14 protein-coding genes are annotated in these 14,091 nt (G+C 69.1%); 2 read left to right on the top strand and 12 right to left on the bottom strand.

What is annotated here, in order from left to right; genetic code table 11:
- Window positions 1-32 precede the first annotated feature (32 nt).
- On the bottom strand, window positions 33-815 hold the full coding sequence (locus ACFY1L_RS30900) for a phosphotransferase enzyme family protein (RefSeq protein WP_388831381.1): 783 nt from the start codon (window positions 813-815) through the stop codon (window positions 33-35).
- Between the two features lie 110 nt (window positions 816-925).
- Window positions 926-1,444 carry a GIY-YIG nuclease family protein gene (locus tag ACFY1L_RS30895; protein ID WP_388831379.1) on the bottom strand — a complete coding sequence of 173 codons (519 nt, stop codon included), beginning with the start codon at window positions 1,442-1,444 and terminating at the stop codon, window positions 926-928.
- Window positions 1,445-1,675: 231 nt separating this feature from the next.
- Here ACFY1L_RS30895 and ACFY1L_RS30890 point away from each other — a divergent pair, with 231 nt between their 5' ends.
- The gene (locus ACFY1L_RS30890; RefSeq protein WP_388831377.1) at window positions 1,676-1,876 is read left to right on the top strand and encodes a DUF5999 family protein; all 201 of its coding nucleotides are present in this window, start codon (window positions 1,676-1,678) and stop codon (window positions 1,874-1,876) included.
- 3 nt (window positions 1,877-1,879) lie between these two features.
- Here the strand turns inward: ACFY1L_RS30890 and sigJ are convergent, their stop codons facing one another.
- The 10 genes from sigJ to ACFY1L_RS30840 form a co-directional block, all read right to left on the bottom strand.
- Window positions 1,880-2,770 carry an RNA polymerase sigma factor SigJ gene (gene sigJ, locus ACFY1L_RS30885; protein WP_388831375.1) on the bottom strand — a complete coding sequence of 297 codons (891 nt, stop codon included), beginning with the start codon at window positions 2,768-2,770 and terminating at the stop codon, window positions 1,880-1,882.
- A gap of 27 nt (window positions 2,771-2,797) precedes the next feature.
- Complete coding sequence (locus ACFY1L_RS30880) at window positions 2,798-3,541, bottom strand: PIG-L deacetylase family protein (protein WP_388831374.1); 744 nt, start codon at window positions 3,539-3,541, stop codon at window positions 2,798-2,800.
- Between the two features lie 43 nt (window positions 3,542-3,584).
- Window positions 3,585-4,886 (bottom strand): alpha/beta fold hydrolase, encoded by a 1,302-nt coding sequence (locus ACFY1L_RS30875; RefSeq protein WP_388831372.1) that lies wholly within the window; start codon window positions 4,884-4,886, stop codon window positions 3,585-3,587.
- Between the two features lie 101 nt (window positions 4,887-4,987).
- A complete protein-coding gene (locus tag ACFY1L_RS30870) occupies window positions 4,988-6,013 on the bottom strand; it encodes a LacI family DNA-binding transcriptional regulator (protein ID WP_388831368.1) in 1,026 nt (341 codons plus the stop codon).
- Window positions 6,014-6,092: 79 nt separating this feature from the next.
- Window positions 6,093-7,505, bottom strand: a complete 1,413-nt coding sequence (locus tag ACFY1L_RS30865) for a BNR repeat-containing protein (protein ID WP_388831366.1) — start codon at window positions 7,503-7,505, stop codon at window positions 6,093-6,095.
- A gap of 29 nt (window positions 7,506-7,534) precedes the next feature.
- On the bottom strand, window positions 7,535-7,855 hold the full coding sequence (locus ACFY1L_RS30860) for an L-rhamnose mutarotase (protein WP_388831364.1): 321 nt from the start codon (window positions 7,853-7,855) through the stop codon (window positions 7,535-7,537).
- Between the two features lie 17 nt (window positions 7,856-7,872).
- Window positions 7,873-8,952: a rhamnose ABC transporter substrate-binding protein gene (rhaS, locus tag ACFY1L_RS30855; protein ID WP_388831362.1), complete on the bottom strand. Its 1,080-nt coding sequence runs from the start codon at window positions 8,950-8,952 to the stop codon at window positions 7,873-7,875.
- A gap of 125 nt (window positions 8,953-9,077) precedes the next feature.
- Entirely contained in the window at window positions 9,078-10,052 is a 975-nt protein-coding gene (locus ACFY1L_RS30850) for an ABC transporter permease (RefSeq protein WP_388831360.1), read from the bottom strand.
- Window positions 10,045-11,130, bottom strand: a complete 1,086-nt coding sequence (locus tag ACFY1L_RS30845) for an ABC transporter permease (protein ID WP_388831358.1) — start codon at window positions 11,128-11,130, stop codon at window positions 10,045-10,047. The genes ACFY1L_RS30850 and ACFY1L_RS30845 overlap by 8 nt, the downstream gene beginning before the upstream one ends.
- Entirely contained in the window at window positions 11,127-12,644 is a 1,518-nt protein-coding gene (locus tag ACFY1L_RS30840) for a sugar ABC transporter ATP-binding protein (RefSeq protein WP_388831356.1), read from the bottom strand. The genes ACFY1L_RS30845 and ACFY1L_RS30840 overlap by 4 nt, the downstream gene beginning before the upstream one ends.
- A 271-nt stretch (window positions 12,645-12,915) precedes the next feature.
- Between ACFY1L_RS30840 and rhaI the strand changes: the two genes are divergently transcribed.
- A complete protein-coding gene (rhaI, locus tag ACFY1L_RS30835; protein WP_388831354.1) occupies window positions 12,916-14,076 on the top strand; it encodes an L-rhamnose isomerase in 1,161 nt (386 codons plus the stop codon).
- The last annotated feature ends 15 nt before the right edge of the window (window positions 14,077-14,091 follow it).

Below are 14,091 nucleotides of genomic sequence, written 5' to 3'. Positions count from 1 at the left end.
CGTGATCGGCCGGGGAGCTCGGACGGCGGCGGTCAGCCGGACAGCAAGGCTTTCTCCCACTTCTCCTCGCGCTCCTCGATGTACTCGGCGTCCCCGCGCCATGCGTCGCCGTGGCCCTCAGCCCAGAGCCTCGCCCACGGCTGATTTCCGCGTGCGGACTGGTCGCGCAGGAAGTCGTGCATGGCACGGGTGCGGCGGCCCAACATCGGTACGAGGGCACGCCGTTCGGCCTCGTCGAGTCCGTAGGCGTCGGCGAAGAGGCGCAGCCGGTGGGCGGCGTCGGGGGTCTGCCAGGCGGGATGCGCGGACAGGGGCACAAAGCCGCGGATGGCGTAGGCGACGTCCCACAGGCGGGAGCCGGGGGCCGCCGTGTCCCAGTCGATGAAAGCCCACTCGTCGTCGCCGCCAACCACGAGGTTCCACGGGGCCAGGTCCTGATGGGCGATGATGTCGGCACCCTCCGCGGGAACGAGCACCTGCCAGCGGGCGTCGGCCGGCGGCGTGAAGCCCTGCGCGGCGTCATGGAAGTCCCGGATCAGCCGGGCCACCCGCGCCAACTGCCGCTCCGGCTCCACCAGGGCGAACCGATCGGGCCAGATCACCTCACCCACCACGAAGCTCAGCACCTCACGCCCCTGCTCGTCGATCCCGAGCGGTCGCGGGGCGGCACGGAATCCGACCTCGTGCAGGTGCGTGAGCAGTGCGTGCACCGCCGGCGTCCAGGGCCCTGCGGGACGACGGACGGTGTCGCCGATACGGACTACGCCGTCGCTGACGTTGCCACCGGACAGTGGTTGTTCGACTTCGTGCTCCACGCAGTCAGTGTGTCGGAACTGCCCTTGGCGATCACCCAATTAACGCGTCGCCGGCTTCGGGAACTTCCCTACCGGCTCGCCCTGTGACGTCTGTCGAGCAGCCGTGGGGCTCATGACCTCACCCGCTTGGGCCGCTCCGGTACCTCGCGCGGTGCGGCTTCCGCGTCCTTCACCTCCTTCGTCAGCTTCGCGATCCTCGCCCGCTTCGCCTTGATCCCGCGAGCTATGAGCCGTAGGTGCGTCGACGACTCGGGCACGGCCGTCTCGAACTCCTCCAACCGGCGTTGCTCCAGGGCGAGTTCGGCCCTGAGGCGCGCCGCGCGGTCGGGAGGGGTGGGCGGGGTCCGGCCGTTGAAGATCACGTTGTGCTTGGGGCGCTCGGTCCAGACCGTCTCGCGTTCGGCGGCCTCCGCGTCGTCCGGGTAGTCGATCTGTATCCCGATGACGTGGGGTCCCCACGGCTGTTCCCGCAGGTGCGTGCGCACGCGTGTGAGCGGGCACACCGAGATGCCGACGTACAGCAGGCCTTCCAGGCCGTACAGCCGGTACAGCGCCGTCCGGCCCGCGGTGTGCAGGCTGCCCTCCTCGTCGAACAAGCCACGCAGGAACTGCGAATCGACGTCGGTCATGACGCGCCCCCTTCGCCTCGACGCGCACCGCTCCTCCATCTCCCACGCTGCCACGCGGGTCTGACATCGCGTCCGCCGCGGATCCCGCCGAAGTCGCCCTGCCGGAAACCGAACCTCACCGATGAATTTCCTGCGCTGTGGGGGTCTCCTCATACAACGGAAAACAAGCTCGGATACCACAGATACGAGCCCAGTTTCAGGCGGGAGCCAGACGGATCGAGGAGAGAGACCATGTGCAGCCACCGGCCACCGTGCCCCACCGCAGACAGCCCGGACCACCACACCGCCGTGATCGTGTCGGCCCATCCCGAACAGGGCTGGAGCCTGCTGTGCAACGGCACGATCGTCTTCGACGACACCGGTGAACTGCTGCCTGACGGGCGGGTCGTGGACCCGCACCGCACCCTCGGTCCGCTGGCCGTGGCCGCCTGACCCTCAGTCGAAGGCCCCGAGGTCCAGGCGGGCGAGCCGCTCCGGGTCGGCCAGGATGTGCAGGGCGACGATCCTGCCGTCGACGATGGTGACGCCCATGACCGACAGCGGTCGTCCCTCGGGCGCGTTGACGACCCCGATCTCCCCGTTGACCAGCACCACCCGTGCGAACTGCGCGAACTGCCGGAACAGCAGCGCCTGTTCGGCCACCGGCTTCGCACCGCGCACCAGCTTGGACGCGGCGGCACCCCCGACCAGCGCACCCGAGTCGGCCCGCAGCACGACATCGGGATGCAGAACCGCGACCAGCGCCTCGAAGTCACCGGCGCGGGCGGCCGCCATGAAGGCGTCGACGACCTCCCGCTGTCTGCCGAGGTCGGGCTCCGAGGACGGCGTGGCCCCGCGCACCCGGCGCCGGGCCCGGCTGGCCAGCTGTCTGGTCGCCGCCGAACTGCGCTCCACGATCGGCGCGATGTCGTCGAACGGCACCGCGAACATGTCGTGCAGCACGAACGCCAGTCGCTCGGCGGGCTCGAGCGTCTCCAGGACCACCAGCAGGGCCAGCCCCACCGAGTCGGCCTGGAGCACCTCCTGCTCCGGATCGATCTGCGACAGGGGCCTGATCACCGGATCGGGCACGAACGTCTCGTCGATGGGATCCTCGCGACGCGAGGCCCGGGACCGCAGCATGTCGAGACAGACCCGCCCGACCACGGTGGTCAGCCAGCCGCCGAGGTTCTGGATCCCGTCCGTGTCACTGCGGCTCAGCTTCAGCCAGGTCTCCTGGACGGCGTCCTCCGCCTCGGCGATCGAGCCGAGCATGCGGTAGGCGACCGCCTTCAGATGGCCCCGGTGCGCCTCGAACCGGTCGGCCAGTACTTCCGTGCCGTTCATGTGCTCCCCCATGGTTGTCGCCTACGTCTATCGGCTGAAGACCTCGAACGCCACCGCCGGCCTGCCCCCGAACCGCTCCCCCGTCGCCGTGGCGTTCGCGGTCAGGAACCCGCGGACGTATGTCTCCGGGTCCTCGTCGGTCAACGCCTCGATGTAGCTGCGGTGTTCGAGCAGCGACTGCACCGCGCGCTCCAGGCCCGGTGTCGCCTCCACGGCGTGCGTGGGCTCGGCGGAACCGGCGACGGCGACCCAGCGGACGCCGTTCCAGGGCTCGAGGCCCTGTTCGACCAACTCGGGGAAGATCCACCGGTTGCCGGCGTCGCCCGCCGCATCCAAGGTCGCGCGCCCCACGGCCACATGGTCCGGGGTGTTCCAGGCGACGCCGCCCCAGGTGTCGCGGTGGTTGAGAGTGATCACCAGCTCGGGCCGGTGGCGGCGGATCGCGGCGGAGATGTCACGTCGCAGCGCGGTGCCGTACTCGATCACGCCGTCCTTGTGGTCGAGGAACTCCACCTGCGACACCCCCACCACGGCCGCGCTCGCCCGCTGCTCCCGCTCGCGCTGCGGAGCGCACTTGGCGGGCTCCAGTGTGTCGATGCCCGCCTCACCGCGGCTCGCCAGCACATAGACGACCTCGCGGCCCTCGTCGGTCCAGGCGGCGACGGCCGCCGAGCACCCGTACTCGAGGTCGTCCGGGTGCGCGACGACGGCAAGGGCGCGCTGCCAGTCGGCGGGCATGGGCTGCAGCTCGGTGATCTTCGGCTCGGTCATGGACGCAGACTAGCCCGTGACACCGACATCACTCCCGGTGACTTCACGCCTCGTCACGTGTCAGCGCCAGCAGCCGGTCCAGCACCCGCGGTCCGCCCGCCCTGACGCCGTCGTGCTCGAACTCGTCGGTCACCCAGGTGCGCAGGCCGCGGATGGAGCGGGCGGTCTCGAGGGCGTGGGTCGTGTCGACGTACATGTCGTCGTGGTAGACGGCCGCGGCGACCGGAACCTCGTTGGCGGCGAGACGGGCGGGGTCGTAGAGGGGCTGCCAGTCGGTGCGGGCGGCGAGGAGTTCGGCGGTCTCGCGCAGGGGGCGCAGGGCGGGGTCGACGTCGAACATCCAGGGGTGGATGGACTCGCCGGTGAAGAGGAGGGGACCGTCGCCCGTGAGGGTCTTCGCGGCGTCGAACTGCGGGAACTCGGCGCGGACGCGTTCGGCCGACCAGTCGGTGGGGCGTCCGTCCTGGCCGTAGATCGCCTCGTGGACGAGGGCGTAGAGGGGATGGCTCGCGTACGACAGAAGGCCCTGGGCCTGCTCCTGGAACGCGTCGGAGAGTGCCGGGCCCTGCGGGGTGCGGACGAAGGCGTCCTCCAGGAGGTAGTGCAGGCGGTGGCTGCCCTCGCCGCCGCCGAGGATGATGCCCAGCGACTGGAACGCCTCGACGGTGAGGCGGTAGCCGTTCGGCAGGGTCACCTCGTGCGTGAGGAGGTGGTCGGCGATACGGCGGGCACGCTCGACGTCCTGCGGGTAGCGGGCGTAGTGGGCGGTGACCTTGCGTTCGATGCGGGGGTAGGCGGCGCGGTAGACCTCGTCGGCATGCGCGTCGAGGGAGGGCAGGCCGCCGGTGATCACGGCCGCGGTCAGGGCCTCGGGCGCGCTGGAGAGGTAGTGCACGGTGCAGAAGCCGCCGAAGCTCTGGCCGAGGACGGTCCAGCGGGCGCCGCCGGTGACCCGGGCGCGGATCGCCTCGCAGTCGCGGACGATCGCGTCGGCCCTGAAGTGCGCAAGGTAGTCGGCCTGTTGGGCGGGGCCGCCGCGCAGCGGGAGGGTCTGGCGGTTGGCGGGGGTGGAGTGACCGGTGCCGCGCTGGTCGAGGAGGAGGACCCGGTACTCCTTGAGGGCACGGCCCAGCCAGGACTGCCTGCCCACGAAGCGGTTCGCGCCGAAGCCGGGACCGCCCTGGAGATAGACCAGCCACGGCAGGTTCTGCTGTGCCTTGTCGCTCGCGACGACCTCACGGGCGTAGAGCTCGATCGTCTCCCCCGCCGGGTCGTCGTGGTCGAGGGGCACGGTGAAGTGGCGGTCGGTGAGGACGACGCCGGGCTGGCGGTACGTGGCGGTCAACAGGTCTCCTGGGACGGACGGATTTCGGGCCGCGTCCCACTTCACCACATGTTCGTCCGGCGGCCGACCCCCTGGATCATGAAAACCTACTGATCGGCCGATCAGCGGGCGGCCAGGCTGGAGCGCCGTACGACCAGCTCCGGCTGGAGGACGACACGCCGGTGTTCGTGGCGTGTCGTCCCGGTCTCCGCCTCTGTCTCCTCCAGCAGGAGCTCGGCGGCCAGGGCGCCCATGGTGACGGCGGGCTGGCGGACCGAGGTGAGCGGGACGGCCGCGGCCGCCGCGAACTCGATGTCGTCGTAGCCGACGATGGCGAGGTCGTCCGGGACCGTGATGCCGGCCGCGTACATGGCCTGCAGGACGCCGAGGGCGAGGAGGTCGTTGGCGCAGAAGACCGCGGTGGGGCGGTCGGCGAGGCCGAGGAGGCGGGCGCCGGCGTCGCGGCCGGCGGCCACGTCGAGCCGCTCGGTGGGCAGTTCGCGCAGACAGTCCGGTCCGAGGCCGGCCTCGGCGAGGGCGTTGAGGGCGCCGGTACGGCGGTCGCGGACCTGGTTGAGGCCGGGCGGACCGCTGACGTACGCGATGGTCCGGTGCCCGGCGTCGACGAGGTGGCGCACGGCCAGCGCGCCGCCCGCCACGTCGTCGACGGAGACGGAGCACTCGGTGGTGCCCTCGGCGACCCGGTCGACGAGGACGAAGGGGATGTTGTGCCGGCGGAACGTCTCGATGTTCCGGCCGGTCGCGTCCGCGGGGGTCAGCAGCACGCCCCGCACCCGCTGCTCGGCGAAGAGCGACAGGTAGTCGGCCTCCTCGCTCGCGCTCTGGGCGCTGTTGCAGACCATGACGCCGAGCCCGGCGTCGCGTGCGGCACGCTCGGCACCGCGCGCGACGTCGACGAAGAACGGGTTGCCCATGTCCAGCACGAGCAGCCCCATGATCCGGCTGCGGCCCGCGCGCAGCTGGCGCGCGGACTCGCTGCGGACATAGCCGAGCCGGTCTATGGCGGACTGCACCCGCGCCCGGGTCTCCGTGGCGACCGTGTCCGGACGGTTGATCACGTTCGACACCGTGCCGACGGAGACTCCGGCGGCGCGGGCGACGTCCTTGATACCCACCGACTGGGACATCAGGCAGGGACCTCCAGGGGGACACGGGACGGCCGGAAGGCCTTCACATTACCGTCAACATCGGACGCATCATGCCCGGTCACGCGGGCAGTGCGAAGTCCACGACATGGAGCGCCGAGGGGGTCGTACCGCTCGACTTCTCCTGGTACATGAACGACAGGACGTTGTCCGCCTTCACCCGCAGCTCGTCGATCACGACCTCGCCGAAGGCGTTCAGGTCGCTGCCGTCGTACAGCAGCGTCCAGTCGGTGTACCCGGAGGACTTCGAGGCGGCTGCGATCCGCCCGTAGGGGAAGATCGCGTACGCGTTGTCGTACTTGTCCAGGACCAGCTTGGTGCGCTGGCTGGAACCCAGCGCGACGGGGATCTCCGTCTTCGTCCAGCTGCCGGAGGAGTTCTTGCGCAGGTGGAAGGCGCGGCCGTTGGCGGTGCGGTCGCTGACGTAGTTGGTGGTGCACTGGCCGAAGCGGCCGGGGACGTAGCTGATGATCGCGTGCGGGAGGCCGGAGGAGTCGGTGCCCTGACTCTCCTGGTTCATCAGCGAGTGGTCGGGGTTGAGCGAGTCGACGACCAGGCCGCTGTCCGTGACGGCCACCGTGTCGGAGCTGCCCGTCGTCCCTACGACGGTGCCCGCGTCGTTGCGCCAGGTGCGGCCGCGGTCGGTCGAGTAGACGTAGCCGGTGTCGTGGTTGGTGATGCCGCCGCTGTTGCACATCACGGCGGCGTTCTGCTCGCGCCAGGTGAAGAAGGAGTGCAGTCGGCCGTTGACGTCGTAGTCGATGCCGTGCAGGTACATGTTGCGGGCGGTCGAGGAGCCGTGCGAGCTGGTGTACGTCCCCGTGGAGCCGGACCACTCCCCCAGGGCCGTCCAGCCCGAACCGTCGTACTCGGCAAGGGCGTTGCGGCCGTTGCCGGAGATGCCGACCCGGTAGCTGAGCTGCAGCTTGCCCTCGGGGGTCGAGACGAACTGCGGGTAGGTGAACTGGGAGGTGAGCGCCAGGCCGTCCAGCGAGGTCTGCACCGAGCCGAAGACGGACGAAGTCCAGGACGTGGAGCCCGGGTTGTCGAGGAGTCCGGCGATCGACTTCACGTAGAAGTAGCCGTCGCTGTGGGAGTCCATGTTGATGTGCAGGCGGCCGTCGACCTTGGAGACGCCCATGGAGATGACGTTGTGGGAGTCGCTGCTCTTGAGGGTGTGGGAGAGCGTGGCCGTCGACCAGCTGGAGCCGCCGAGGACTCGGCGGGCGATGACGGCGTTCTTCGTCGAGGTGTACCAGGCGGCGTACTGGTAGCCCTTGTAGGTCAACAGGCCGTTCTTCTGGAACGAGTTGTTGTTGACCAGACCGTCGTAGGAGACGAAGAAGACGGCCTGACCGTCGAGTTGGGTCGTGCTCTTCTTGCTGACGGAGGGGCCGGGATCGGCGGCCCGTGCGATGCCCGGCGTTGCCACGGCCGCAAGTATGGCGGTCGCGAGCACGGTACGTCTTCTCATGGGGGCTCCGGGGGACGGATACGGGGGTGTCAGGCGAGGTGGAACACTTCGGTGAGCGGTTTCATGGCCTCGTCGGGCCGGGCGCCGTCCAGGGACTCGAAGAACGAGCCCATCGCCGCCTGCCAGCGGGCGTTGACGTCGGTGGCTTCCATGCCGGCGAGTGCGGCCTCGAAGTCCTCGGTCTCCAGGTAGCCCACGAGCAGGCCGTCGTCGCGCAGGAAGAGCGAGTAGTTGCGCCAGCCGGTGGCGGAGAGCGCTTGGAGCATCTCCGGCCACACGGCGGCATGGCGTTCGCGGTACTCGGCGAGCCGGTCCTCGCGGACCTTGAGAAGGAAACAGACGCGCTGCATGGAGTACCGCCCCCTGGCTAGAAGTTGAACTGGTCGATGTTCTTCGCGTTGAAGACGGTCGGCTTGCCCAGGTTGATCACGCCGTCCTTGCCGATCGTGTACTCGGTGCCGCCGGCCTTGAAGGTCTCGCCCTCCTTGCCGGTGATCTGACCGGAGACCAGCGCGACGGCGGTGCGGGCGGCGAGGTCGCCGAGCTTGGCCGGGTCCCACAGCTCGAAGGCCTCGACGGTGCCGTTCTTGACGTACTTGCGCATGTCGTTGGGGGTGCCGAGGCCGGTCAGCTTGACCTTGCCCTTGTACTTGGAGCCGGACAGGTACTGGGCGGCCGCCTTGATGCCGACGGTGGTCGGGGAGATGATCCCCTTCAGGTTCGGGTACTGCTGGAGCAGGCCCTGGGTCTGCTGGAAGGACTGCTGGGCGTCGTCGTTGCCGAAGGCGGTCTTGACCAGCTTGATGTTCTTGTACTTGGGGTCCTTCAGCTCGTCCTTCATGTAGTCGATCCAGGTGTTCTGGTTCGTGGCCGTCTGGGCGGCGGACAGGATCGCGATCTGGCCCTTGTAGCCGATCTGCTCGGCGAGCAGCTGGACTTCGGTGCGGCCGAGGTCCTCCGCGCTGGCCTGCGAGACGAAGGCGTTGCGGCAGTCGGCCTTGGTGTCGGAGTCGTAGGTGACGACCTTGATGCCGTTCTTCATGGCCTGCTTGAGCGCGGTGCACAGGGCTCCCGGGTCCTGCGCGGAGACGGCCATCGCGTTCACCTGCTGCTGGGTGAGCGTGTTGACGTAGGAGACCTGCCCGGCGGTGTCGGTGGCGCTGGACGGGCCGACTTCCTTGTACTTGCTGCCCAGTTCGGTGAGCGCCTTCTCGCCGCCCTTGTCGGAGGAGGTGAAGTACGGGTTGTTGACCTGCTTGGGCAGGAACCCGACGGTCAGCCCCTTCTTGAGCTCGGCGTTGGGGTTCGCCTTGCCGGCGGAGGCGGCTGAGGCGTTGTCGTCCTTGACGTCGTTCTTGGTCGTGCCGCCGCAGGCGGTCGCGGCGAGGGCGAGGGAGGTCACGGCGGCGAGGGCCGCACAGGTACGACGGAGGGATGACTTACGCATGGCATGGGGTCCTTTGATGGGAGGGTGAGCATGAGCGCCCCAACAGGGACGCGGGACTGTGTTGAATTTGCGGTTCCACCGCGTGGGCGCGACCAGCCACATCCGGCCCGCAGCCAACAAACGACCTATCCGGCTGAGCGCGCGGCCCTGGCCACTGAGATCTGGCGTGCGACCCGAGGCCCGAGCACGGAGACGACAAGCAGCACACCAGTGACGACGATCTGCGACTGCGCCGAGACATTGAGCAGACTCATGACGTTCTGCAGCGCACCGAGCAGGAACACTCCGGCGATGGCGCCACCGAGCGTCCCCTTGCCGCCGTCGAAGTCGATGCCACCGAGCAACACGGCCGCGACGACGGAGAGTTCAAGGCCCGTGGCGTTGTCGTACCGCGCACTGGCGTAGTGCAGGGCCCAGAAGATCCCAGTGAGCGAGGCCATCAGCCCCGTCACCGTGAACAGGATCAGCTTGTGTCGCTTGACCCGGATCCCGGCGAACCGCGCAGCCTCCTCGTTCGCACCGATCGCGAACAACGACCGCCCGAACGGGGTGGCATGCAGCACCACGACGGCAATGGCGAGCAGCACGAGGAAGGGAAGGAAGGCCTGCGGAAGGAAGCTTTCCCCCATCCGCCCCGCCGCGAAGTCCAGGTACTGCGTGGGGAAGTCGGTCACCGCGTTGGAGCCGAGCACGATCTGTGCGATGCCCCGGTAGGCGGCGAGGGTGCCGATGGTGACGGCGAGGGAGGGCAGTCCGAGCCGGGTGACCAGCAGGCCGTTGACCAGCCCGCAGACGATGCCCAGCAGCAGGCAGATCGGGATGATCGTCTCGATGGCCATGCCGTCGTTCCACAGCTTGCCCATGACCGCGCCGGAGAGGCCGGCCGTCGAGGCGACGGACAGGTCGATCTCGCCGGAGACGACGAGCAGCGTCATCGGCAGGGCGATCAGGGCGATCGGCAGGGTGTTGCCGATGAGGAAGGACAGGTTGAGGGCGTTCCCGAAGCCGTCGACCGTACTGAACGACAGCAGCAGAAGGACGACCAGGAGCGCGCCGACGACCGTGTCCCAGCGGACCGCGCGCGTCAAGGACTCAGGCATGGCGGGCGTTCCCCTTCGTCGGGGCCGAGTTCTTCACAGCCGAGTTCTTCGCGGCCGATTTCTTCAGAGCGGAAGCCACTCGCAGTGCGACGATCCGGTCGACCGCGATGGCGAGGATGAGCAGGATGCCGTTGATGGCGAGCACCCACACGGAGCTGACGCCGAGGGCGGGCAGCACGCTGTTGATGGACGTCAGCAGCAGGGCGCCGAGAGCCGCACCGTAGACGCTGCCGGAGCCGCCGGTGAAGACCACACCGCCGACCACGACCGCGCTGACGACGGTGAGTTCGTAGCCGTTGCCGGTCCCGGAGTCGACGTTGCCGAACCGGGCCAGGTACATCGCACCGGCGAGGCCGGCGAGGCCGCCGCAGAAGGTGTACGCGGCCAGGATCCGCTTGCGGACGGGGATGCCGGCGAGCCGGGCGGCCTCCGGGTTGGAGCCGAGCGCGTACAACTCCCGCCCGCTGCCGAAGTGTTTGAGGTAGTACGCCGTCGCCACCAGCACCGCCAGCGCGATCATCGCCAGCCACGGCACCGCCGAGATGCCGCCGGACCCGAAGTCCACGAAGCCGCCCGGGAGATCGGCCGCGGTGATCTGGCGGGAGCCGACCCAGATGGAGTCGATGCCGCGGATGATGTACAGCGTGCCGAGGGTGACGACGAGCGCGGGCACCTGGCCGAGGCTGACGAGCAGGCCGTTGAGCAGACCGAAGCCGATGCCCATCAGCACCGCCAGCACGACGGCCACGACCCCGTTTCCGCCACCGTGCAGATAGTCGCCCGCGGCGAAGGCGCTGATGCCGAGGGTCGAGCCGACCGACAGGTCGACGTTCCGCGTGATCACCACCAGGGACTGGCCGGTGGCGACCAGCACCAGGATGGTCGCGTTGAGGAGCAGGTCCTTGATGCCCTGCTCGGACAGGAACTCGCTGTTGCCCGCCTGCGTGATGCCGATCATCACCAGGAAGACGACCAGGATGGCGAGTTCGCGCATCTTGAAGACGCGGTCGACGAGCCGGGTGCCGCTGGACTTGGGCACCTCGGCGACGGAGGTTTCGTTGGGGGTGGTCACCGTCATGCGGCGGCCCTCCCGGTGGCTGCGGCCATCACGGTTTCCTCGGTGGCTTCGGCGCGTGGGATCTCGGCGGTGAGGCGGCCCTCGTGCATCACGAGCACGCGGTCGGCCATGCCGAGGATCTCGGGCAGGTCGGAGGAGATCATCAGGACGGCCACGCCGTCGGCGGCCAACTCGCTGAGCAGCCGGTGCACTTCGGCCTTGGTGCCGACGTCGATGCCGCGGGTGGGCTCGTCGACGATCAGCACCCTCGGGCCGGTGGCGAGCCACTTGGCGAGGACGACCTTCTGCTGATTGCCACCGGACAGGGTGTTCACCGTGTCGGCGATCCTGGCGTACTTGACCTGGAGCTTGACGGCCCAGTCGAGGGAGCGGCTGCGTTCGGCGCCGCGGTCCATCAGTCCCGCCTTGACGGTCGTACGCAGGCCGGTGAGGCCGATGTTGCGCTCGATCGACATGCCCATCACCAGGCCCTGGGCGCGGCGGTCCTCGGGGACGAGGGCGAGACCGGCGGCCATGGCGGTGGACGGGGCGCCGTTGGTGAGCCTGCGTCCCTGGACCTCGACCTCGCCGGCGTCCCAGCGGTCGATGCCGAAGACGGCCCGGGCGACCTCCGTTCGGCCGGCGCCGACGAGCCCGGCCAGGCCGACGATCTCCCCGTGCCGTACCTCGAAGGAGACGTCGGTGAAGACGCCCTCGCGGGTCAACCTCCGTACGCTCAGGGCCACTTGACCGGGCTTGACGTCCTGCTTGGGATACAGCTCGTCGAGGTCGCGGCCGACCATGCGCCGTACGAGATCGTCCTCGGTCATGCCCTCGATCGGCTCGCTGGAGATCCAGGCGCCGTCGCGCAGGGTGGTCACCCGCTGGCAGATCTCGAAGATCTCCTCCAGCCGGTGGGAGATGAACAGCACCGCGGCGCCCTGTTCGCGCAGCGCGCGGACGACGCCGAAGAGGCGGGCGACCTCGCTGCCGGTGAGGGCGGCGGTCGGCTCGTCCATGATCAGGACTCGGGCCTCGAAGGAGAGGGCCTTGGCGATCTCGACGATCTGCTGGTCGGCGATGGACAGGCCGCGGGCCGGACGGTCGGGGTCGAGCTCGACGCCGAGGCGCTGCATCAGGGCCAGGGTCGCGGCATGGGTGGCCTTGTGGTCGATACGGCCGAGGGCGCGCCGGGGCTGGCGGCCCATGAAGATGTTCTCGGCGATCGAAAGGTCGGGGAAGAGCGTGGGCTCCTGGTAGATGACGGCGATGCCGGCGTCGCGGGCGTCGCCGGGCCCGTGGAAGACGACGGGCTCACCGTCGAGCAGCACCCGGCCGGCGTCGGGCCGGTGCACACCGGCAAGGGTCTTGATCAGGGTCGACTTGCCCGCGCCGTTCTCCCCGGCGAGCGCGTGCACCTCGCCGGGGAACAGCTCCAGGGAAACGTCCCGCAGGGCGCGCACCGCGCCGAAGGACTTCGAGATGTCCTCGAGCGCCAGCACCGGGGCCGGACCCGTGTCGGACGGGTGGGTCATGAGGGGCTCCTCGACGACGCCGAGCAGAGGCTCACGACGTCGTGAAAGGTTTCAACTTGGTTGCCGGGACGTTAGGCGCGGCGGCCATGTCACGTCAATGGGTGGGCCCCGAAAAAATTTCGAGAACCCTTCGAGAGCCAAAGGTCACGGTCAGGCCACGGGCAACAGGGTTTGCCGGAACGCTTGACACCCCTACGGGGAGCTCTAAGCTTCCCGTCCTGAATCGATTCATCCATATGCCGTTCCGGCCCGACGTCACAGGAGCCCTGAAGTGACCGAGCTCGCCGCGGTGAAGACCGCGCTGAAGACCCAGGCAGTCGAGACGCCGTCATGGGCGTACGGGAACTCGGGGACCCGGTTCAAGGTGTTCGCCCAGCAGGGTGTTCCCCGTACGCCGCGGGAGAAGCTGGCCGATGCGGCGCAGGTGCATGCGGTCACCGGGGTGGCGCCGACGGTTGCGCTGCACATTCCGTGGGACAAGGTCGACGACTACGGGGCGTTGGCGAAGTTCGCCGAGGATCATGGTCTGAAGCTCGGGGCGATCAACTCGAACACGTTCCAGGACGACGACTACAAGCTGGGCAGCATCTGCCATCCGGATGCGGCGGTCCGGCGCAAGGCCCTGGATCACCTGCTGGAGTGCGTCGACATCATGGACGCCACCGGGTCCACCGATCTGAAGCTGTGGTTCGCCGACGGCACGAACTATCCCGGACAGGACGACCTCCGGGCCCGGCAGGACCGGCTCGCCGAAGGCCTGGCCCAGGTCTACGCCCGGCTCCGGGACGGGCAGCGGATGCTGCTGGAGTACAAGTTCTTCGAACCCGCCTTCTACTCCACCGACGTCCCCGACTGGGGCACCGCCTACGCCCACTGCCTCAAGCTCGGCGAGAAGGCACAGGTCGTGGTCGACACCGGACACCACGCACCCGGCACCAACATCGAATTCATCGTCGCCACCCTGCTGCGCGAGGACAAACTCGGCGGCTTCGACTTCAACTCCCGCTTCTACGCCGACGACGACCTCATGGTCGGCGCCGCCGACCCCTTCCAGCTCTTCCGCATCATGTACGAGGTCATCCGCGGCGGCGGCTACACCCCCGACGTCGCCTTCATGCTCGACCAGTGCCACAACATCGAAGCCAAAATCCCCGCCATCATCCGCTCCGTCATGAACGTCCAGGAAGCCACCGCGAAAGCACTGCTCGTGGACCGCGACGCGCTCACCGCCGCACAGCGCTCCGGCGACGTCCTGGAAGCCAACGCCGTGATCATGGACGCCTACAACACCGACGTACGACCCCTGCTCGCCGAAGTCCGCCAGGAGCTGGGCCTCGACCCCGACCCGATCGCCGCCTACCGCCGCTCCGGATGGGCCGAGAAGATCGTCGAAGAGCGGGTCGGCGGCCAGCAGGCCGGATGGGGGGCATAGCTGCTTCTCATCTGC

The organism is Streptomyces sp. NPDC001663 (genome assembly GCF_042893105.1).
Taxonomy (GTDB): domain Bacteria; phylum Actinomycetota; class Actinomycetes; order Streptomycetales; family Streptomycetaceae; genus Streptomyces.
The sequence above is the reverse complement of the archived record's forward strand: the minus strand, read 5'-3'. Positions and strand labels throughout refer to the sequence as shown.